Origin of the sequence: Mycolicibacterium sp. 624, assembly GCF_040548615.1 — a bacterium.
Lineage (GTDB): Bacteria > Actinomycetota > Actinomycetes > Mycobacteriales > Mycobacteriaceae > Mycobacterium.
Map to the genome: position 1 here is coordinate 458,964 of NZ_JBEPRZ010000006.1, position 20,607 is coordinate 479,570.

15 protein-coding genes are annotated in these 20,607 nt (G+C 66.1%); 11 read left to right on the forward strand and 4 right to left on the reverse strand.

Annotated elements, in window-relative coordinates; genetic code table 11:
- Nucleotides 1–191: 191 nt before the first annotated feature.
- The 3 genes from ABIA65_RS24615 to ABIA65_RS24625 all read left to right on the forward strand — a co-directional run bounded on the left by ABIA65_RS24615 (nt 192) and on the right by ABIA65_RS24625 (nt 4,475).
- On the forward strand, nt 192–2,534 hold the full coding sequence (locus tag ABIA65_RS24615; RefSeq protein WP_354525176.1) for an arylsulfatase: 2,343 nt from the start codon (nt 192–194) through the stop codon (nt 2,532–2,534).
- Between the two features lie 247 nt (nt 2,535–2,781).
- Nucleotides 2,782–4,158 (forward strand): DUF1254 domain-containing protein, encoded by a 1,377-nt coding sequence (locus tag ABIA65_RS24620; RefSeq protein ID WP_241405706.1) that lies wholly within the window; start codon nt 2,782–2,784, stop codon nt 4,156–4,158.
- Between the two features lie 41 nt (nt 4,159–4,199).
- The gene (locus ABIA65_RS24625; protein WP_241399401.1) at nt 4,200–4,475 is read left to right on the forward strand and encodes a hypothetical protein; all 276 of its coding nucleotides are present in this window, start codon (nt 4,200–4,202) and stop codon (nt 4,473–4,475) included.
- Between the two features lie 28 nt (nt 4,476–4,503).
- Here ABIA65_RS24625 and ABIA65_RS24630 read toward each other — a convergent pair whose 3' ends face one another.
- Together ABIA65_RS24630 and ABIA65_RS24635 are read right to left on the reverse strand one after the other, a co-directional pair.
- On the reverse strand, nt 4,504–5,877 hold the full coding sequence (locus ABIA65_RS24630; RefSeq protein ID WP_354525177.1) for an NtaA/DmoA family FMN-dependent monooxygenase: 1,374 nt from the start codon (nt 5,875–5,877) through the stop codon (nt 4,504–4,506).
- 16 nt (nt 5,878–5,893) lie between these two features.
- A complete protein-coding gene (locus ABIA65_RS24635) occupies nt 5,894–7,060 on the reverse strand; it encodes an LLM class flavin-dependent oxidoreductase (protein ID WP_354525178.1) in 1,167 nt (388 codons plus the stop codon).
- 275 nt (nt 7,061–7,335) lie between these two features.
- On the opposite strand from ABIA65_RS24635, the gene ABIA65_RS24640 reads away from it, so the two are divergent.
- From ABIA65_RS24640 to ABIA65_RS24665, 6 genes are all read left to right on the forward strand, one after another.
- A complete protein-coding gene (locus ABIA65_RS24640; protein ID WP_354525218.1) occupies nt 7,336–8,691 on the forward strand; it encodes an NtaA/DmoA family FMN-dependent monooxygenase in 1,356 nt (451 codons plus the stop codon).
- Nucleotides 8,688–9,905, forward strand: coding sequence for a GNAT family N-acetyltransferase (locus tag ABIA65_RS24645; RefSeq protein WP_354525180.1), 1,218 nt, complete (start codon nt 8,688–8,690; stop codon nt 9,903–9,905). The genes ABIA65_RS24640 and ABIA65_RS24645 overlap by 4 nt, the downstream gene beginning before the upstream one ends.
- 117 nt (nt 9,906–10,022) lie before the next feature.
- Nucleotides 10,023–11,657 carry a dipeptide ABC transporter ATP-binding protein gene (locus ABIA65_RS24650; RefSeq protein WP_354525181.1) on the forward strand — a complete coding sequence of 545 codons (1,635 nt, stop codon included), beginning with the start codon at nt 10,023–10,025 and terminating at the stop codon, nt 11,655–11,657.
- Nucleotides 11,654–12,592, forward strand: a complete 939-nt coding sequence (locus ABIA65_RS24655) for an ABC transporter permease (RefSeq protein WP_241399396.1) — start codon at nt 11,654–11,656, stop codon at nt 12,590–12,592. Before ABIA65_RS24650 ends, ABIA65_RS24655 begins: the two co-directional genes overlap by 4 nt.
- 10 nt (nt 12,593–12,602) lie before the next feature.
- Nucleotides 12,603–13,586, forward strand: a complete 984-nt coding sequence (locus ABIA65_RS24660) for an ABC transporter permease (RefSeq protein WP_354525182.1) — start codon at nt 12,603–12,605, stop codon at nt 13,584–13,586.
- 28 nt (nt 13,587–13,614) lie between these two features.
- Nucleotides 13,615–15,390, forward strand: coding sequence for an ABC transporter substrate-binding protein (locus tag ABIA65_RS24665; protein ID WP_241399394.1), 1,776 nt, complete (start codon nt 13,615–13,617; stop codon nt 15,388–15,390).
- Between the two features lie 56 nt (nt 15,391–15,446).
- On the opposite strand, the gene ABIA65_RS24670 is transcribed toward ABIA65_RS24665, so the two are convergent.
- The gene (locus ABIA65_RS24670; protein WP_354525183.1) at nt 15,447–17,153 is read right to left on the reverse strand and encodes a tetratricopeptide repeat protein; all 1,707 of its coding nucleotides are present in this window, start codon (nt 17,151–17,153) and stop codon (nt 15,447–15,449) included.
- A 147-nt stretch (nt 17,154–17,300) separates the two neighbouring features.
- Here ABIA65_RS24670 and ABIA65_RS24675 point away from each other — a divergent pair, with 147 nt between their 5' ends.
- Both ABIA65_RS24675 and ABIA65_RS24680 read left to right on the forward strand, forming a co-directional pair.
- Entirely contained in the window at nt 17,301–18,827 is a 1,527-nt protein-coding gene (locus ABIA65_RS24675; protein WP_241399392.1) for a purine-cytosine permease family protein, read from the forward strand.
- A 64-nt stretch (nt 18,828–18,891) separates the two neighbouring features.
- On the forward strand, nt 18,892–20,202 hold the full coding sequence (locus tag ABIA65_RS24680; RefSeq protein WP_241399391.1) for an NtaA/DmoA family FMN-dependent monooxygenase: 1,311 nt from the start codon (nt 18,892–18,894) through the stop codon (nt 20,200–20,202).
- On the opposite strand, the gene ABIA65_RS24685 is transcribed toward ABIA65_RS24680, so the two are convergent.
- Nucleotides 20,177–20,569 carry a MerR family transcriptional regulator gene (locus ABIA65_RS24685; RefSeq protein ID WP_241399390.1) on the reverse strand — a complete coding sequence of 131 codons (393 nt, stop codon included), beginning with the start codon at nt 20,567–20,569 and terminating at the stop codon, nt 20,177–20,179. The genes ABIA65_RS24680 and ABIA65_RS24685 overlap by 26 nt on opposite strands.
- Nucleotides 20,570–20,607: the final 38 nt, after the last annotated feature.

Consider the following 20,607-nt stretch of genomic DNA (forward strand, 5'->3'; position numbering starts at 1 on the left):
GGTGGGGAGCCTGTCCTTTGAGCGCCGTCCCATGAATCACCGCCATGTCTCAATCTGTCAAGGATCTGTCCCGAGATGTCAAGACGGGCGGGGGTCCGGTGGTGCACAGTAAACTTCCGGTCGGTGTGACGCGGCGATGTGGCCTGCCCAACCCGGGTGGCCACAGCGGCGGTGTGCCTGAGGAAGGGGCAGTGTTGTCTGAGGATCTGGGTGCGCAGGTGGTAGCTCCGGTATTGCCGAACGGCGGTGTGTTGCCTTTCGCGCCTGTGCCCTCGGCCAGTATCGCGGGCCGAACGCTGCAGGAGTCGACATACACCCCACGTAAGGTGCCGCGTCGCCTGCATGAGGACACCCCGAATATTGTCATCGTGCTCATCGATGACGCCGGGCCAGGGTTGCCGTCCACGTTCGGCGGCGAAGTCAACACCGCGACCCTGGACCGGATCTGCGGTGAAGGGGTGTCCTACAACAGGTTTCACACCACCGCAATGTGCTCACCGACCCGAGCCTCGTTGTTGACCGGGCGTAACCATCACGAGATCGGCAACGGTCAGATCGCCGAGCTTGCCAACGACTGGGATGGGTACGCAGGCAAGATCCCGCGCTCCAGCGCCACAGTTGCCGAGGTGCTCAAACAGTACGGGTACGCGACCTCGGCGTTCGGGAAGTGGCACAACACCCCGGCCGAGGAGACCACTGCGGCGGGACCATTCGAGAATTGGCCCACCGGACTGGGTTTCGAGTACTTCTACGGGTTCCTCGCTGGCGAGGCCTCACAGTACGAGCCGCATCTGGTGCGTAACACCACCGTGGTCTCCCCGCCGAAGACCCCTGAGGAGGGCTATCACCTCTCGGAGGATCTGGCCGATGACGCGATCGGTTGGCTGCGCCGGCACAAGGCGTTCAACGCAGACAGGCCGTTCTTCATGTACTGGGCCAGCGGCTGCCTGCACGGCCCGCACCACATCATGAAGGAATGGTCGGACAAGTATGCGGGAAAGTTCGACGACGGCTGGGATGCGTACCGGCAGAGGGTGTTCGACCGGGCAAAGGAGCAGGGCTGGATCCCGCCGGACTGCCTGCTCACCGAACGCGACGGGACCCTGCCCGCGTGGGAGGACATTCCCGAGGACGAGAAACCGTTTCAGCGTCGGCTGATGGAGGTGGCCGCCGGCTACGCAGAACACGTCGATGTTCAGGTGGGCCGTCTCACCGACGAGCTCGAGGCGCTCGGCTACGGCGAGAACACGCTGTTCTTCTACATCTGGGGTGACAACGGGTCCTCGGGTGAGGGCCAGAACGGCACCATCGCCGAACTGTTGGCGCAGAACGGCATTCCCACCACGGTGCGTCAACACATCGACGCCCTTGACGAGTTGGGCGGCCTGGATGTGTTGGGGTCCTCGTTGGTGGACAACCAGTACCACGCAGGCTGGGCGTGGGCCGGCTCCACCCCGTACCAGGGCATGAAATTGCTGGCGTCGCACCTGGGCGGCACCCGTAATCCGATGGCGGTGCGCTGGCCGGCCAAGATCACCCCCGACCCTGCCCCGCGTCCGGTGTTCCTGCACTGCAACGACGTCGTGCCAACCATCTACGAGGTCGTGGGTGTCGCGCCGCCGCGGGTGGTCAACGGCGAACCACAGATGCCGATCGCCGGTGTCAGTTTCGCCCGCACCCTGACCGACCGGACGGCGCCCGGGGGCAAGAACACTCAGTATTTCGAGGTCATGGGCAGTCGCGCCATCTATCACGACGGCTGGATGGCGTCTGCGCGCGGCCCCCGGCTGCCCTGGGTGCCTGGACAGCCCGAAGGTATCGCCACCTGGACCCCCGATCACGATCAGTGGGAGCTGTATCACCTCGACGAAGACTGGTCGCAAGCCAGCGATCTCGCAGACCAGCTACCCGACAAGCTCACCCAGATGCGGGAGATGTTCGCGATCGAAGCGGCCCGCAACGGCGTGCTGCCCATCGGCGGCGGACTGTGGGTACCGCTGTACCACCCCGAGCTGCGGATCGCCCCGCCCTACCGAGAATGGGATTTCGCAGGCGATATGGTGCGGATGCCCGAATTCTGTGCCCCCGCGTTGGGCAACAAGAACAACGTCGTCACCATCACCGCCGACATCCCCGCCAACGCCAGCGGTGTGCTCTACGCGCTGGGGGCCGCGGCGGGCGGGCTCACGTGCTACCTCGACGAGGGCTACCTCTGCTACGAGTACAACCTGTTCATCTTGTCGCGCACCAAGATCCGCTCCAAGACCAAGATCGGCGCCGGCGCCGCGACCATCACGGTGGGGACGAGCTATGCCGAGCAGCGCCCTGGCGGCCCCCTGAACGTGACGCTGGCAGTCAATGAGGACACGGTCGCACAGGGGCAGGTTCCGGTCAGCGTGTCGTTGTTGTTCACCGCCAACGACTGCCTCGACATCGGCACGTGCCTGGGCTCACCGGTGTCGCTGGACTACCGGGAACGCGCACCATTCCCGTTCGAGGGCCGCATCCACCGCGTTCACGTCGAGTACACCTAGAACTAGGCAACGCGCTGCATCCCACGTATGTCATCGCAGAGCTGCATCACACATCTCCGTCACCGGCTGTCTGGGGGAGTGTTGCCGGGAGCGGTGGCAGGCAACCTGCAAGGCTCCCCGGCCCCACCGGCGCTGAGACCACTTCTGTATCACTATGACTCGTATCAACGAGAGGAACGATCGTCGCGTGAGTACTCGATTCCGGAGGCTGACGACCGCGTTGGCTGCCCTCGCCGCCGCGGTGCTGATGACCGCCACTACCTCGTGCTCGGGTGGCTCACCGGTCGAATCTGAGGCGCTGTCGCCGGCCGAGGCCAAAGCCATCGCGATGGATGCCTACATCTACGGCTACCCGCTGGTGACGGTGGAGATGACGCGTCGGGTGATGACCAACGTTGCCACTGTGGAGGCGCCGCGGGCGCCGATGGGGCAGTTGATGCGGATGCGCGAGTACCCCAACGCCGCGTTCCGCGATGTCACCGCCCCCAACGCTGACACTCTTTACACCAACGGGTTCGTCGACGTGGGCAAGGAGCCGTGGATCCTGAGCCTGCCCGACGCCGCCGACCGCTACTACCTGTTCCCGATGTTGTCGGGCTGGACCGATGTCTTCGAAGTCCCGGGTAAACGCACCACGGGTACCGGGGCACAGACTTATGCCATCACCGGACCGGGTTGGAAGGGCACCCTGCCGGCCGGAGTGACAGAGTACAAGTCACCGACCGCGATCGTCTGGCTGTTGGGGCGCATCTACTGCACCGGCACGCCGCAGGACTATGCCGCTGTGCACGCGATGCAAGACGAGATCTCGCTGGTGCCGCTCAGTTCTTACGGCAAGCCCTACACCCCGCCGGCCGGTCATGTCGACCCGAGTATCGATATGACCACCCCGGTGCGTGACCAGGTCAACAACATTGGCACCCAGGACTACTTCAGCCTGCTGGCCACCCTGTTGAAGGACAACCCGCCCGCCGATCTCGACAAGCCCATGGTCGAGAAGATGGCGAAACTCGGCATCAGACCGGGCGAGAAGTTTGACGTCGACAAGCTCGGATCCGACACCGTCACCGCGCTGCAGTCGGTCCCCAAAGACGGCTACGCCAAGATCATGTCTCGGTTTAAAGATCTCGACGATGTCAACGGCTGGCAGTTCACGACCCAGACCGGCCAGTACGGCACCGACTATCTACAGCGCGCCATGATCACCGCGGTCGGGTTGGGTGCGAACCGACCCCAAGATGCGGTGTATCCGACCTCGGAGGTCGATGCCGTCGGTCAGCCCTATGACGGCGCCAACAGGTACGTGCTGCACTTCGACAAAGGTCAGTTCCCTCCAGTTGACGGCTTCTGGTCATTGACCATGTATGACGAAGGATTCTTCTTCGTTGACAACCCGCTCAATCGCTACAACCTCAGCCAGCGTGAGACCTTCACTCCCAACCCGGACGGCTCGGTGGACCTCTACCTGCAGCACGACAATCCAGGGCCAGAGCGGGTTGCGAACTGGTTGCCCGCCCCCGCCGGCAAGTTCAACCTCATGATGCGGTTGTACTGGCCCAAGCAGACCCCGCCGTCGATCATCGACGGCACCTGGAAACCCCCAGCCGTCAACAGAGTCGGTTGAGCGCAACCACCGCGAATCGCCCCATCACACAAGGAGAGGCCATGAGGAAACGCACCACAGTTCTGGTGCCGGCTGCAGTGTTGGTTGCCGCAGCCATGGCGATCGCACCGACGGTCACCGCACCGATAGCGCAGGCCGACATCTGCGCCGGTGCTGGCGGACGCCACTTCGCTGCGGGCGGCTGCGCCAACGTAGCCGGTGACGTCGCCGCCGGCACGGCTATCGCGGCCGCTCATGTTCCCTACGTCCTCGGCGAAATCCCCTGCTACACAGTTGAAGGCGTTCCTTACTTCACTCCACCCGGAGACCCCTGCTAGGCCGCGACCCCAGTGGTGGCCCAGACCATCATGAAGCTGGGCCTCTCGATAGCGCCAGTCCGAGGTGGTCGCGCAGCGTCGTGCCCTCGTAGTCGGTGCGGAAGACGCCGCGCTCCTGCAGGAGCGGGACCACCCGATCGACGAAGGGGTCGAGCCCGCTGGGGGTGACGTGAGGAACCAGGATGAAACCGTCACTGGCATCGTTCTGAACGAGGTGGTTGATCGACTCGGCGACGGTCTCAGCGGAGCCGATGAAGTTCTGCCGGCCGGTGACCTCGATGATCAGTTCCCGTGTCGTCAGATTGTGGGCCTGCGCCCTGGCGCGCCACTCATTGGCCGTCTCGATCGGGTCGCGGTGCATCCGAACGCTGGCGCGGCCGCGCGCGATGGTGTTCTCGCCGACGATCGGATCGACCGACGGCAGTGGCCCGTCCGGATCGTGATCGGACAGATCGCGGTTCCAGAGTTGTTCGAGGAATCGGATCGCCGTCTGTGGCGACACCTGTGCCAGACGCACCTCCTGGGCGAGGTCCGCTGCCTCGGCGTCAGTGTCACCGAGCACGAACGTCGCGGCAGGCAGGATCAGCAGGTCCGCGGGCCGGCGGCCGTACGCGGACAGGCGCCCCTTGACGTCGGCATAGAACGCCTGGCCCTCCTCGAGCGTCCCGTACCGGGAGAAGATCGCGTCCGCGGCAGCAGCGGCGAACTGGCGCCCGCGGTCGGAATCGCCGGCCTGGAAGATGACGGGTCTGCCCTGCGGGCTGCGCGGCACGTTGAATCGGCCGCTGATGTCGAAGTGCGCGTCGGCGTAGGAGAACGCGCCGGCCGCAGGGTCGGACAGGAACGTCCCGCTGTCCTTGTCGGCGACGATCTCGTCACCGCGCCAGGAGTCGAACAGCGTATGGGCCGCGTCGAGGAAGCTCTCGGCGCGTTCGTAGCGCTGATCCTCCGCCAGGAACCCGCCGCGCCGAAAGTTCTCGCCCGTGAACGCATCCCACGACGTGACGACATTCCATGCGGCACGGCCGTCGGAGAGATGGTCCAGCGACGCGAACTGCCGCGCCACCTCGTAGGGCTCGTTGAACGTCGAGTTGATGGTGCCCGTCAGGCCCAGGCGATCCGTCACGGCGGCCAGCGCCGCGAGCACGGTGAAGGTGTCTGGGCGGCCGACGACGTCGAGGTCGTAGATCTCGCCGTTCTGCTCTCGCAGCCGCAAGCCCTCGGCGAGGAACATGAAGTCGAACTTGCCGCGCTCGGCGGCCTGGGCGAACTGGACGAACGAGTCGAACTCGATGTGGCTGCCGGACGCGGGATCGCTCCACACCGTGGTGTTGTTCACGCCGGGAAAATGGGCGGCGAGGTGAATCTGCTTGATGGGCTTGTTCTTGCTTGGAATACTCATGAGCGTTCCTGGATCCTCATGCGGTCGCGTAGCGGTTGGCGGGGCGGGGGAGTCCCAGCGTCCCCCGCAATGTGCTGGCCGAGTAGTCGGTTCGGAAAGCTCCGCGGCGGCGCAACTCGGGTGCCAGACCCGCTGTGATCTGAATCAGATCATGGGGGAGGGTGGCCGGCCGCAGTCGGAATCCGGTCGCCCCTGCCGCATGCCACTGCTGCAGCACATCGGCCAGTTGCGCCGGGGTGCCGACGAATACCTCCGCGTCACTGGTGTATTCGACCCCGGCGCGTTCGTCGAGCCGCTCGCGCCGTGCCGATGCCTCTGCGGCGGTGTCGGCGAGGAAAACCACCAGATCGGCGAATACCCGCACCGGCGCGAGGCCCGTGGGTCGTAGTGCCGCGATGGTCTCGACGACACCGGTCGTCTCGGCGGCTCCGTGTGGCGTCACGAACCCGACGTCGGCGCTCGTCGAGATCAGCGCGTGGGACGCCTCGCCGTGCCCGAGGGCGGCGACGATCGGCTGCCCCTGGGGCGGTCGCGGGGTGATCGACGGACCCTTGACGGAGAACCACGCGCCCTCGAAGTCGATGTAGTGCAGCTTGTTCCGGTCGACGAAGCGACCCGAGGGGACATCGCGTATGACGGCGTCATCCTCCCAGCTGTCCCACAGCCGACGGAGCACCTCGGTGTAATCTCGGGCCTCTGCAAGCAGTTCGCGCGTGCTGGCGCCGTTAAATGAGTCGGCTACGACACGGCGGCCGAAGTGACGCGCGGCATGCGGGTTCGCCGACACCTGAACGCGGACACCCGCGCGACCGGTGCTCACGTAGTCCAGCGTGGCGATCGCCTTGGACAGGTGGAACGGCTCGGTGTGCGTCACCACACCTGTCGGCACAAGCCCGATGTGCCGGGTTCGTGGCGCGACCCGCGCGGCGATCAATACGGCGTCAAGGCGGCCGCGGACCCGGTCGGTTCGGCCGTCGACGCCCACGGCGTCGTCGTACTGCAGTGTCAGGCCGTCCTCGATGGTGACGAAGTCCAGCAGGCCGCGTTCAGCCTCGGTGACCAGATCGGTCCAGTACGCGGGGCTCAGCAGGTCGGCGGGACGGGCGTCGGGCTCGCGCCAGGACGCCGGGTGCCAACCCGTCCCGTCGAGGGCGACGGCGAGGTGTATCGGCTCATCGGACACGGTGGAACCTCACATTCGATCGCTGTCTCTGCGGTAACGCCGAGGCAGCCGCGAGCCATTCCTGCAGGGACGTGGACATACGACCAGTGTCCTGCGGTGTGCAGCGCGTTCAAGGGTCAAACGCAGGCTGATTCCTGCGGCTGCGGCGGGGATTGACTCCCGCCGCGTCTAACCGTCGCCATCGGCGAATGCGGTTCGTAGGGTTGCCGACCGTGACACGTCATCGAGGTCAGGACGCCGCACCGACCAGGCCCATCATCCTCAACGGGTTCTCGATGAACTCGGTATCGCACGTCAACTACGGGTTGTGGCGCCATCCACGGGATCAAACCCACCGATACACCACCATCGACTACTGGGTAGAACTCGCGCAGATCCTGGATCGCGGGCGGTTCGACACCTTCTTCCTGGCCGATGCGCTCGGGTTGCTCGACACCCATGGCGGCAGCGCGGCCGCGTCGCTGCGCACCGGCACGCAGTCGCCCGTCGACGATCCGCTGTTGTTGGTGTCGGCGCTTGCCGCGGCAACCAAGGATCTGGGCTTCGGGGTGACCGTCTCGACGACGTACGAACACCCGTACCTTCTGGCCCGCAAGTTCACGACACTCGACCATCTCACCGGCGGCAGGGTGGCATGGAATGTGGTGACCTCCCAGCTCGACAGCGCCGCCCGCAACCTCGGGTTGAGCCGCCAGATCCCGCACGACGAGCGCTACGAACGGGCCGAGGAGTTCCTCGACGTCGTGTTCAAGCTGTGGGAGGGCTCGTGGGAGGACGACGCGGTCGTGCGCGACCGTGCGAACGGGCTCTACACGGATCCCGACAAGGTGCACGCCATCGGGCACGAGGGACGCTATTTCTCCGTGCCCGACGCGCATCTCAGCGAGCCAAGCCGGCAGCGCACACCGCTGTTGTTGCAGGCGGGAGGGTCGCCGCGGGGGCAGCGTTTCGCCGGTCGGCACGCCGAGATCGTGTTCGTCGCGGGCGCCGATGCCGAGGGAATCCGCCGCAGTGTCGATGCCATCCGGGCCAGCGCCGCCGAGCAGGGACGGGACCCCGACTCGTTGGAGTTCGTCAGCGCGGTGTCGGTGGTCGTCGACGACACCGAGGGCGGCGCGCGGGCCAAGCTGGCCGACTATCAGTCGTACTTCAGCGTCGAGGGGGCACTGGCCCACTACTCGGCCAGCACCGGCATCGACTTCTCGGCGGAGGACCTCGATGCCGTCATCGGACACCACGACACGGACTCGAACCGCTCGCTGCTGTCCATGTTCGCTGCTGCCGACAGGGCGTGGACATTGCGCGAGGCCTTGGCGCCCAAGACGGGGCTGGGGCGCTCGCGCACGTTCGTCGGCACACCGACGGCCGTGGCCGACGACCTCGAGGACTGGTTGGCCGCCAGCAATACCCAGGGCATCAACCTGATTCAGGTGGTGAACCCGGACAGCTTTACCGACTTCGCCGATCTCGTCGTGCCGGAGCTGGATCGCCGCGGTCGACTCCGGCCTCGCCCAACCGAACCCACCACCCTGCGCCGCCGCCTGCATGGCAGCGACCACGTCCGCGACGACCACCCTGCAGCGCGATACCGTCGCACCCCTCGGCGCAGCGACAAGGGCGCCGTGCGGTGAGCGCCGACATCCGGGTCCTGACCGACGAGAGCGACCTCGTCGCTGCGGCCAACCTCTTCCGCACGGCGATGGTGGGGTTCAGGCCGCTTTCCGCGCTCGAGTCCGGCGCGATCGGCAAGCTCGTCGAGCCAGGCCGCACGGTCGGGGCGTTCGTCGCCGGTCAGCTCGTCGCCACCACCGACTCCGCGGGCAGCACCCTGACGGTGCCCGGTGGTCGGCGTGTGGGTCACGCCGCGGTCACCCATGTGGGAGTTCTGCCGTCATACACCCGCCGAGGCATCGCATCAGATCTCATGGCATTTCAACTGCGGGACGCTCACACACGCGGTGAGGTGGTCGCGACACTGCGGGCATCCGAGGCGACCATCTACGGCAGGTTCGGCTACGGAGTGGCCAGCACGTCGCAGACCGTCGAGGTGAGCAGCGCCCGCGCCCGGCTGGGACCCAATGTGGGAGACGGAGGGCCGGTCCGACTCGTCGAACCGTCACAGACGTGGGATGCGTTGCCGCACATCTACGAACGAGCTCGCCCCACACGCCCGGGCACCATCGACCGGCCCGGCGTGTGGTGGGCGAACCAGCGGTTGCGTGCCGAGAACGACGCCGGCCCCCGTTACGTCGCCGTGGCTGGCGAGCCGGGATCGGAGACGGGCTTCGTGCGCTACCACCCGGTGGACACCGACGGCTGGTTCACCAGCGCCGAGCGCACGGTCGTGGTCGACGACTTCTACGCACCGAACCCGCACGCCTACCTTGGCCTGCTGCGGTTCCTCATCGAACTCGACCTGGTCGACCGTCTGATCTTCACATCGCTGCCCCTCGACGATCCGCTTCCCTGGCTCTTGGCGGACCGGCGCGCCGCCCGCGTGACCGCCACCCGCGACGAGACGTGGCTGCGGATCATCGACGTCGGACTCGCCCTCGCCGCACGCAGCTTCAGCGGTGACTCGGTTGTCAGCGTCGCCGTCGAGGATCCCATTCTGCGGCACAACACGGGGACGTTCGAGATCGGTGCGACGGGGGCGGTCCGTACCGACCGGCCCGCCGCGCTGAGCACCGACGTCGCGACGTTGGGCGCACTGCTGCTCGGTGGTGTCACATGGAAGGCCCTGGCCCTGGCGGGCCTGGTCACGGTGCACGATGAGGCGGCGCTCGAGGGCGCCGACGCACTCTTCGGCGGGTGGCCTGCTCCGCATGCGGGAATCTACTTCTAACGCTTGATATCCCGGGCAATAACTTCCCGATGAGCAGAACGGTTTAGATTTCCTGCCGATCGACAGACCATCGAAGTATGTTCGGGCCCAAGGAGAAACAAGCACCAAGACTGGACGATGGCACTCTTTGAGGTCACCGATCTCGCCGTCAACATCCACACCGGAAGTCGCACCCGTGGACGGCAGGTCGTCCCAGCGGTGCGGTCGTTGACGTTCTCCGTCGACCGTGGCCAGACGCTGGCGATCGTGGGGGAGTCCGGCTCGGGCAAGAGTGCCTCGCTACTGGCGGCGACCCGTCTGCTCGGGGACACCGCCGAGGTCACGGGCACCGTGCGCTTCGCGGATCAGGATCTGCTCGCCACCTCGCCGAAGGCGTTACGTCGCATCCTCGGGCGTGACATCGGGTTCGTCTTCCAGGACCCGCAGAGCAACCTGCACCCCTTCAAGACCGTCGGAGCCCAGATCGAGGAAGCCCTCCGGGTCCATCGCGCCGTGCCGAGACGGCAGATGCGCGGACGCGTAGAGGAACTCCTCGACGAGGTCGGCATCGCAGACCCGCGGCACGCCTACGGCAGCCATCCCGCCGAGTTCTCGGGCGGCATGCGACAACGGGTGATGATCGCGATCGCCATCGCATGCAACCCCGCCCTGATCATCGCCGACGAACCCACCACCGCGCTGGACGTCAGTGTCCAGGCAGGCATCATCGCGCTGCTTCGCCGCCTGCAACACGATCACGGCACCGCGATCGTGTTCGTCAGCCACGACCTCGGTGTTGTCGCTGACATCGCCGACGACGTCGTGGTGGTGCGGGGTGGCGTGGTCGTGGAATCGGGCCCACGACAGCGGATCTTCGCCCAACCGAGGCACGAGTACACCCGCGAACTGCTGGCCGCCTCACGCCTGCACAGCGTGGACCGGCTGCTGGCACCCACGGTTCCCGACGGCTCGTCGCGCACGCCGTTGCTCCGGGTGCGTGGGCTACGCAAGACCTACCGCACGCGCACCGGACGGGCCCGTCGCACCGTCATCGACGGACTCGACTTCACCATCGAGCCCGGCGAGGTCGTGGGCCTTGTCGGTGAATCCGGGTCGGGCAAGTCGACGGTCGGCCGCATCGTCGCGGGTCTGCAGTACGCCGACGCCGGCGATGTCACCCTGGGTGAGACCACCTACCCGACCCGGGTGAGTGACGGGATACCACCGCTCCCAGCCGCGGCCCGCCGTTCGGTGCAGATGATCTTCCAGGACCCGTACTCGAGTCTGCACCCGCGGCGCACGGTCGCGGACACGCTCGCGGCGCCGCTCATCGCGCAGCGCGTCGACCGCGCTGAGGTCCCCTCCCGCGTCGCGCAGGCCGCCGCGGCTGCCCGCGTCGGCCGCGAGCTGCTGCAGCGCTACCCGGCCGAACTCTCCGGCGGACAACGGCAGCGCGTCGCGATCGCACGGGCACTCGTGCTCGACCCCGCACTCATCGTCTCCGATGAGGCACTGTCGTCACTGGACGTCACCACGCAGGCCGAGATCCTCACACTGGTCGCCGATCTCGTCAGAGTTCGGCACACCGCGTTCCTGTTCATCACCCATGACCTCGGTGTGGTGTCCTCGATCGCCCAGCGCGTTGTCGTGCTCGGACCCGACGGTGTCGAGGAGACCGGCACCGTGGCGGAGGTTTTCGGCAATCCCCAGTCCAGTTACACCCGCACGCTGCTGGACGCGGTGCCGCGCATCGACGGGGCTCGGGCCTCGTGAGTCAACTGCTGATGCAGGCACCGGTCTCCGAGCCGGCTGGTGCCCCGTCTCGCAAGGGGCGATGGCGCTCTGCGTTCACCGATCCCGGGCTGATTGCCGGTGGTGCGATCGTCGGCGTTGTGGTGCTGGCGGCGCTACTGGCTCCGGTGTTCGCGGCCCTGGTCGGGCACGGACCCGATGCACAGTTCCCCGACGAGACCCTCGACGCCGCTGGGCTGCCGATCTCCGGCGGCAACGGATTCCTACTCGGTGCGGACGGCAGCGGACGCGACGTGCTGATCCGAACCCTCTACGGCGCAAGGGTCTCCCTCGCCATCGGCATCCCGGCAACAACCATCGCGATGCTGGTCGGCGTGTTGGTCGGACTCGTCGGCGGGTACTTCGGAGGCCGCGTCGATGCCGTGGCCTCCGAGGCGACCAACGTCGCGCTGGCCTTCCCCTTCCTGGTCACCGCCCTCAGCGTCGTCACGCTCAACCGCGGTACCGCGGGCACCACGTTGGTGAACCCGGCGGTGGTGGTGATCGGCGTGATCGCCCTGTTCTCGTGGACGTACTTTGCACGCCTGGTGCGCAATCTGGTGATTGAGGTCAAGGCGAAGCCGTTCGTGCTGGCGGCGGTGGGTTCCGGAGCGTCACACGCGCGGGTGCTGACCCGCGAGATTCTGCCGACCATCCTTCCGACGATCGTCATCTACTGGGCGGTGCAACTGCCCACCAACATCATCGCCGAGGCGTCGCTGTCCTATCTCGGCGTGGGAATCCGGCCGCCGACACCGAGCTGGGGCAACATGATCGCCAACGCCCAGGACTCCGCGCTTTACCAGACCCAACCCTGGATGCTGATCGCACCCGCATTCGCCCTGTTCCTCACCGTCCTCGGCTTCAATCTGCTGGCCACCCGGTTGCGTAGCCGCTTCGACCCGACCGCGGCGTGAGGTAACGCTGTTGAATCGATTCCTGCTCTGGCGATCCTTCCGCATGGTCGTCACCGTCTCCGCCGTCGTCCTGATCACATTCGGACTGACGCGCATCGCATATCAGAACCCGGCCCGAATGCTCGCACCCGAGAATGCCTCGGAGGAAACGGTTTCCGCGATCGCGAACAGCTTGCGCCTCAACGACCCGTGGTACGTGCAGCTGTGGCACTACGTGGTGCGGGGCCCGGAGATCAAGGGCACGCCGACAGGTCTGCTGAACTGGCCGCCGAGCCTCGGATACTCGTACCGATCGCAGCGGCCGGTCACAGAACTCATCATCGAGAAGATCCCGGTCACCGTGAGCCTGGCAGTCGGCGCACTGCTGCTGTGGGCGCTGCTCTCGATAGTGTTGGGGGTGTACGCCGCCCGCAGGCCGGGTGGCGTGTTCGACGCGGCGACGAGCGCCCTGTCGTACGCCGCGCTCGCGGTGCCCACCTTCGTCACCGGTGTCGGACTGCTCTACGTCCTCTACTTCCAGCTCTCGCTGGCTGGGGTGAGGATCTTCCCGGGTGGGGGATACGTGCCACTGACCGAGTCGCCCGCGAGGTGGGCGCAGCATCTGCTGCTGCCATGGCTGACGCTGGTGCTCGCCGAGGTCGGAGTCTTCCAACGGGTGGTGCGCGCCTCCGTGCTCGAGGTCGCGGGAAAGGACTACATCCGCACCGCCCGGGCGAAGGGTGTTGCACCGCAACGCGTGTACTTCGACCATGCCCTCTCGGCGGCATTGAACCCCATCCTGACCCTCGGCGGTATCGAGTTCGCCACCATTCTGGGTGGAGCCATCATCACCGAGCAGATTTTCGGACTCGACGGAGTCGGCAGGCTCGCGGTCAGCGCGGCCAAGTCCGGTGACGCGCCGGTGGTGATCGGCGTGACCCTGCTCGGCGCGGTGATCTTCGTGATCACCACCTTCGCCGTCGACGTCGTCACGCACTCGCGCAGCGCCAAATGAGCCCAGATCTCACTAAAGAAGGAGAAGCATGAGAAACCCCGGACGGCGATTCGTCGCCCTCGTCGCCACGCTCGCCGTGTCAGTCGCGTTGGCGGCCTGCAGTACCGACGGCGCTGACTCGACGACGGCCGATCCGGCCGCGCTGCACGGCGGTACGTTGCGCATCGCCTCGGTGGGCGATGTCGACGCACTGGACCCGTTGATCGCGTACTCGGCGGAGTCGTGGCAGGTCATTCGGGCGCTCACCCGGCAGCTGGTCACATACGCGGGTGACAAGAACAGCATCGGCGACGACACCAAGGTGGTTCCCGATCTCGCCGAGAGCTGGGATGTCAGCCCCGACCGCTTGACGTACACGTTCCACCTGCGCGATGACATCGCGTTCTCGGGGGCCAGTACGCGACCGATCACCGCCCAGGACTTCGTCTACGCGATCAAGCGCTTCCCCGATCCGAACGCCCAGGTCAGCGCGATCACCTACTACAACGCGCTATTCGCCGGCTTCGAGGAGTACGCCGACGAGTTCGCCAAGGTGCCCACGGGCGACCTGGTCGCGGCCAAGGAGTTCATCGACACGCACGACATCAGCGGTGTGAAGGCACTGGACGACAAGACGTTTCAGCTGACGCTCACACAGCCTGCCAGCGACATCCTCGACATCCTCACGCTCAACTTCGTCAGCCCGCTGCCCGAGGAGGTGGTGTCCAAGTACTACGCCGACAGCCTCGAGTTCCGACAGAACTACGCGTCCAGCGGTCCCTACTCCATCGCCTCCTACGACCAGGGCAAGCAGTTGACGTTGAAGAGGGCCGAGAACTACAACGCCGAAGGAGATCCCCGCAACGCCTACGCCGATGAGATCGTGTTCGACACGACCGTCGCCTCGGCGGACGCCGCGTCCCAGCAGATCCAGACCGGCACCGCCGATATCGGCCTCTACATCAGGGCATACCCAGCCAACGTCATAGCGTCCTACAAGCAGACCGACCCCGAGCGTCTGCACAAGTCCGCCAGCGGATCGGCAGTCTTCATCAGCTGGAACAACCCCGCCGAACCGAAGACACCCGCCCAGAGCGCATTCAAGGATCTGCGCGTGCGCCAGGCGTTCAACTACTCGCTCAACCGCAGTGACGTCGTCCGCGGTCTCGGCGGACCGGACTCCGCGATCCCCAGCAACGAGATTCTCACGTCGACAATCGTCGGATACACCGACGAGAATCCCTATCCCACACCGGAGGACAAGGGTGACCCGGAGAAGGCCAAGGACCTGCTCACCCAGGCGGGCCAGCAGAACCTGACAGTTAACGTGGCCTACCGCAACACCCCGGAGTTCGAGAAGATCGCCACCTCCGTGCAGAACGCGGCGGCCCGCAGCGGAATCACCGTGCGCCTGACACCGATCCCGGGGGAGAGCTGGGGCACGTTCAGCGCGTTCCTGGGCGACAAGTCGAAGCTCGATCAGTGGGACCTGGCGATCACGAACTGGACTCCGGACTGGCAGGGCAACAGTGCACGGATGACGCTAGGCGGTTGGCTGGACTCCGACTTCGCACCGGGCGGCACCTGGAACGGCGTCACATACGACAACCCGCAGCTCAATGCCGCCGTCACACAGGCCTTCTCGGCAGAGGACTCCGCGCCGCACTGGAGGCAGGCGAACGAGATCGCCACGAAGGACCTCGCGTGGTTCCCGTTGATCGAGCGGGTGAAGTCCAATCCGACATCCGATCGGGTGACCAACTGGACGTGGCAGTCGCTTGGCAACGGTCCAGACCTCACCAATATCGCGGTGACGGGAAGCTGACTGCCCCGGGACCAGGTCGGGCACCTCTCGGTGTCCAGCCTAGTCCCGGAGCCCTGTCAGGCGGAGCAGCATCCGGTGCTGTCACCGGCCGGCGTTGCCGAGGCATCCAGTGGTCGGCTGCAGAAGCATGACGACGCTATCGAGGTGTCCGCTCGTGCCGAGGCCACGTCGAGCAGCGGCTTGATGACGCGCGCCTCGGCGGTGCGCCCGAGGGCCTCGTAGGCGCGGTGCAGTCCGAGCAGGGCCCACACGTTGTTGGGGTGCCGGTTGGAACGGATCACCTCGTCCGTCAGCCCCAGATCGGCCTCATAGACGGCGGCGGCCTCCTCGAGATGACCCTGCTCGAGCAGGAGTGCGCCCAGGGCGTGACGGCTTGGCATCATCCAGCCCCACGGCTCGTCGTAGGGCAGATCGTCCTCACGTCGCACCGCGTTTCGGAGATGGTGGAAGGCGCTATCGTATTCACCTGCGTGATAGGCGATCTCGCCGGCCAAAACCTCACGGGCGACCCCGAGGATGTCCTGGCAGGGCACCACGTGTACGCGTCTGGTCTCCGGGACGGCCGCCGCGGCCGCCTCGAAGTTCCGCTGCGCCTCGGCTGCGGCATCGTGCTGCTTCAGTGCGGCATACGCGACGCCCTTGCCGTAGAAGTTCATCGCGGTCGTCATGGAGTAGATATCGGGGTCGGTGGGCAGCGGATCGTCGATGAGCTCCTGCCACTTGCCGAATCGAGCGAGGGCATGGGTCCCGATCGACATGTAGCCCTCTAGCCAGTCGGCCATGGCGGGGCTCTCCATGCGGACGAGCTCGTCGGGGATGGTGTCGTGCATCGCTGCGACGGCGTCAATCGCGGGCTCGAACTGGCCGAGGAACATCGCGCCGTAGAGCTTGAAGTGATAGTTGTGCACCCGGTAGAGCGAGTAGAAGTTGAGTGCCCCGGCGTGTTTCCAATAGCGGACGTCCCGCTCGATGCCGATGTGGTTCCAGTCGACGACGTCCTGATAGTTGCCGCACAGCACATCGATATGGGTCGGCATGTGCGCGAGATGACCGGAATCCGGTACCAGACGCCGCAATTCGTCACCGACTCGCAGCGCTGACTCCGGGGTGGGCGACATCTCCATGAGATGGACGTAGAGGTGCCACAGCCCGGGGTGCGGCCCGCGGCCCGCGGCGCGGTTGTGGTCGATCGCCGCTTCGAGGACCGCGCGGCACTCGAGCGTGTCGGCACCCGCCGTGGGCAGTCCGCTGCGCAGCTCCCACATCTGCCAAGGCGTGCGGTTCATCATCGCCTCGGCGAACAGGGTGGCGACGTCGGGGTCATCGCCGAACTCCCGGTGCACCCCGCGCATCGCATCGGTGTACTCCGCGCTCCACACGTAGAGATCCGGGGCGGGAACCTCGGACTGGTAACGGGTTTGGAGCGCGTCGATCAGCGCGCGCTCGACCGGGGACGCACCATCGGCGTTGTCTCGCGCGAGAGCGCACGACTGCCGTGACGTCCGCAGCGTCTCGATGATCTCGTCGTCGTCGAACAGCTCCCACGGCCGGTTGTAGTTCGGTCCCGCCACGTATGCCAGACCCCAGTGCGCCATCGCGCAGCGCGGATCATGCTCCAGCGCCTTGCCGAAGCAGAGCGCGGCCTCTTCGTGGTTGTAGGCGAATACCCAGTTCAGGCCGCGGTCGAACCACCGTTGAGCCGTCGCCGACGTCGTCGTGATGGGGCGCGTGTACCCACCGAGGTCGAAGGGATAGTCGTCCATGGCTGGCCTCCCGAGGTCGATGGATCCGAGGCGACCCTAGCGCGTGCGGACATCGGCCGCGACGAACCCGTCCCGTGGTCGTCGACTAATAATCACCCCGACGAGATGGCTGTTCCTCGAGTGCGCTCGGGTGAAGGATCACCCCTCGTGTCTACAGAGATCGTGCCGGAGACAGGGCATTCCGCGGCCGACGTTCCAGTGCGTCGCTACTCGAGCATCGAGAGCCGGTCGATCGACTGGATCACCCCGAGCGAACGTCATGGCACCCCGTGGCGGGTGAGCCCGCTGTTCTTCATCGCCAACTGGAGCTTCTTCACCATCGCACTGGGCTTCACCGGGCCGGCGCTGGGGCTCAGCGTAGGCTGGGCCGTGCTGGCCTCGGCGCTGGGCCTGGTGGTTGGTACGTTCTTCATGGCCTTCCACGCCACCCAGGGGCCTCGGCTGGGTCTGCCGCAGATCATCCAGTCTCGGGCGCAGTTCGGCTTCTACGGCGTCATCGTCGTCGTCGCGATGTCGCTGACCTGCTACCTGGCGTTCGGCGTGGTGTACACCATCCTGACCGCACAGGGGCTGGCGCAGGTCTTCGGCTGGCCGCCGGTGGTGATCGGACTGGTGGTCAACCTGGTGGGCGGCGCATTCGCGATCGCAGGCCACGACTATCTGCACCGGATCTCGCGGCTGGTGTTCTACGTCACCGTGCCCCTGGTTCTGGCGTTCTCGTTGGCCGTCGCGCTCGGGAAGGCCGGCGGCACCGAGCCGTCCTCCAGTGAGCACGGGTTCGTGCTCTCGGCATTCTTCACGGTGTTCGCGGTCTCGGCCGCCTACAACATGGCACTCGCCCCGGTGGTGTCGGACTACACGCGGTACCTGCCCGCCAAGACCTCCTCGCGGTCGCTGATCGCGAGTGTGTATGTGGGAGCCGGCATCTCGGCGCTGTGGTTGATCACCCTGGGTGCGTGGCTCTCCGCCCACTATGAGGCCGAGGATGCGCTGGTGGCACTGCACGAGGCCGGGAACAACGTGGTCGGCGGCTTCGGTGCGGTGCTGGCGCTGGCGTCTGCGACGACTCTGGTCGTGTGCACCGCGACGGCCGCATACAGCGTGACGCTGCAGTTCCTCACCGGCGTGGACCTGGTTCGCCGGGTTCGGCCGAGCCGAGCCCTGCGAATTGCCGTCACGGCGGCAACCATCGTGATCTACCTCGTCGTGGCACTCCCATTCGGTGACCACGTCATCAACGCCGCGAGCAACGCTCTGTCGCTGATGTTGTTCCTGCTGGTGCCGTGGACGGCGGTGAACCTCACCGACTACTTCTTCGTGCGCCGGGGCGAGTATGCGATCACCGACCTGTTCACCCCCCGTGGGGTGTACGGCGGATGGTCGTGGCGCGGAATCGCGGCCTACTTCCTGGGATTTGCCGCGATGGTGCCCTTTGCGGTGCTGCCGTACTTCACCGGCCCGATCGGCGCGTTGCTCGGCGGGATCGACATCTCGTGGCTGGCCGGTCTGGTGGTCTCGGCGCTGGTGTACTACGCCTTCACGCGCGGCCAGGACCGCACAGGCGAGCAGCAGGCGATTCGGGAGAGCGACGCCCGTCTGGCGGCCGTCGAGGAGTCGGCGGAGGTTACCGATCACCGCCCACCGCTGGAACACGGGTTGCTCGACGGGCCCTAGTCCTTGACGCGCCTTACCCCGAATTGCCGACTGTTCGGCCGAACGATGAAGGGATTCACCCGAAGTGTCCTATGACAAGAGGTTTCACCTGGGTTGGTTCGCCAACTTCTGCGTCGACGGGTGGAACGAGCAGTGGGGTTCCACCGGTGGGCAGGACTGGTCGGGCAGCTTCTATGTGGAGCTGGTTCAACACCTCGAGCGGGCGAAGTTCGACTACCTGCTGCTCGAGGACAAGCTCATGGTCTCTGATGCCTACGGCGGGACGTTCGAACGCGAACTCAAACACGCGCTGCACTCGCCCAAACACGATCCGGCACCGCTGATTCCGCTGCTGGGCAACGTCACCCAGAATCTGGGTCTCGTCCTGACCCTGTCGTCGACGTTCTACCCGCCGTTCCTGCTCGCCAGGCTATGCAGCACGCTCGACCACCTCACCGGTGGCAGGCTCGGCTGGAACATGGTCACCTCGGCTGAGGACCGCTCCGCGCAGAACTTCGGGCTGGACCACCTGCCCCGCCATGACGAGCGCTACGCCCGTGCACACGAGTACGTGGATCTGGTTCGTGCACTGTGGAACTCGTGGGAACCCGACGCCGTGGTACGCGACCGGGAGACCGGGACATTCGTCGACCACACCAAGGTGCACACCATCGACTTCGAGGGTGAGTACTACAGGAGCCGCGGCCCGCTCAACACCGTTCCCTCGCCGCAGTACCACCCCGTGCTCGCGCAGGCCGGTGGCTCACCACAGGGTAAGGACTTCGCCGCGAAGTACGCCGACACCGTGGTGGGAACGGCAGCCGACCCGCAGGGAATGATCGCCTACCGGGACGACATTCGCAGACGTGCAGTCGAATACGGTCGCAAACCCGATGACATCAAGGTGCTGTTTCTGTGCACCCCGCATCTCGGTGAGACTGATGAGGAGGCGCGGGCCAAGCTGGAGCGCCTGGTCGACAACGAGTACTACCTCGAGAAGACGCTGGCGCATCTGGCTGCGATCACCGAGATCGACTTCACCAGCTTTGACTTGGACAAGCCGCTTCCCGACGATCTTCAGACCAACGGTGAACGCGGATCCCTCGAGGCGTTCCTGCAGCGCGGCAGCGGAAAGACACTGCGCGAACTGACCGCGGCCTACCTGTCCACTGAGGATGCCCTGGTCGGGACCCCGGCCACGGTGGCCGACCAACTCGAGGCACTGATGGACGAGGTCGGAGGGGACGGTTTCCTGTTCACTGCGCCAGGTATGCGCCTCACCCGCCGGTACGTGGTCGAGGTCGTTGACGGACTGGTGCCCGAGCTGCAGCGCCGCGGCCTCACCCGAACCTCATACGAGCACAAGCTGTTCAAGGACAATCTGTTGGCGTTCTGAGTGCGACCTCGGCGCCCGACGCGGCGACGATGACGTCGTCGAGAACGGCGCGTGAGTTCGCCAGCCCGCGGATCTCCTCGTCGATGCGGTCGCGCTCGGCGGTGAGCCGTTCGACGAGCCGCGGCGTCGCCGACTCGGTGGGGCCGCCGTCGGTGTCGCGCATACACGGTAGAAGCGACGCGATCGTTCGACTGGGCAGCCCGGCGGCGTACAACTCCTGAATGTGGATCACCCGATCCACGGCCGCCTCGGTGTACTCGCGATGGCCGCCGCGGCTGCGTTCCGAGACCAGCAGACCCGCACTCTCGTAGTAGCGCAGGGAGCGCTCGCTGACACCGGTTCGTCGTGCGAGCTCGCCGATTCGCATGTGACCGTTATACCGGATTCGCTTGAACCTGACATTGG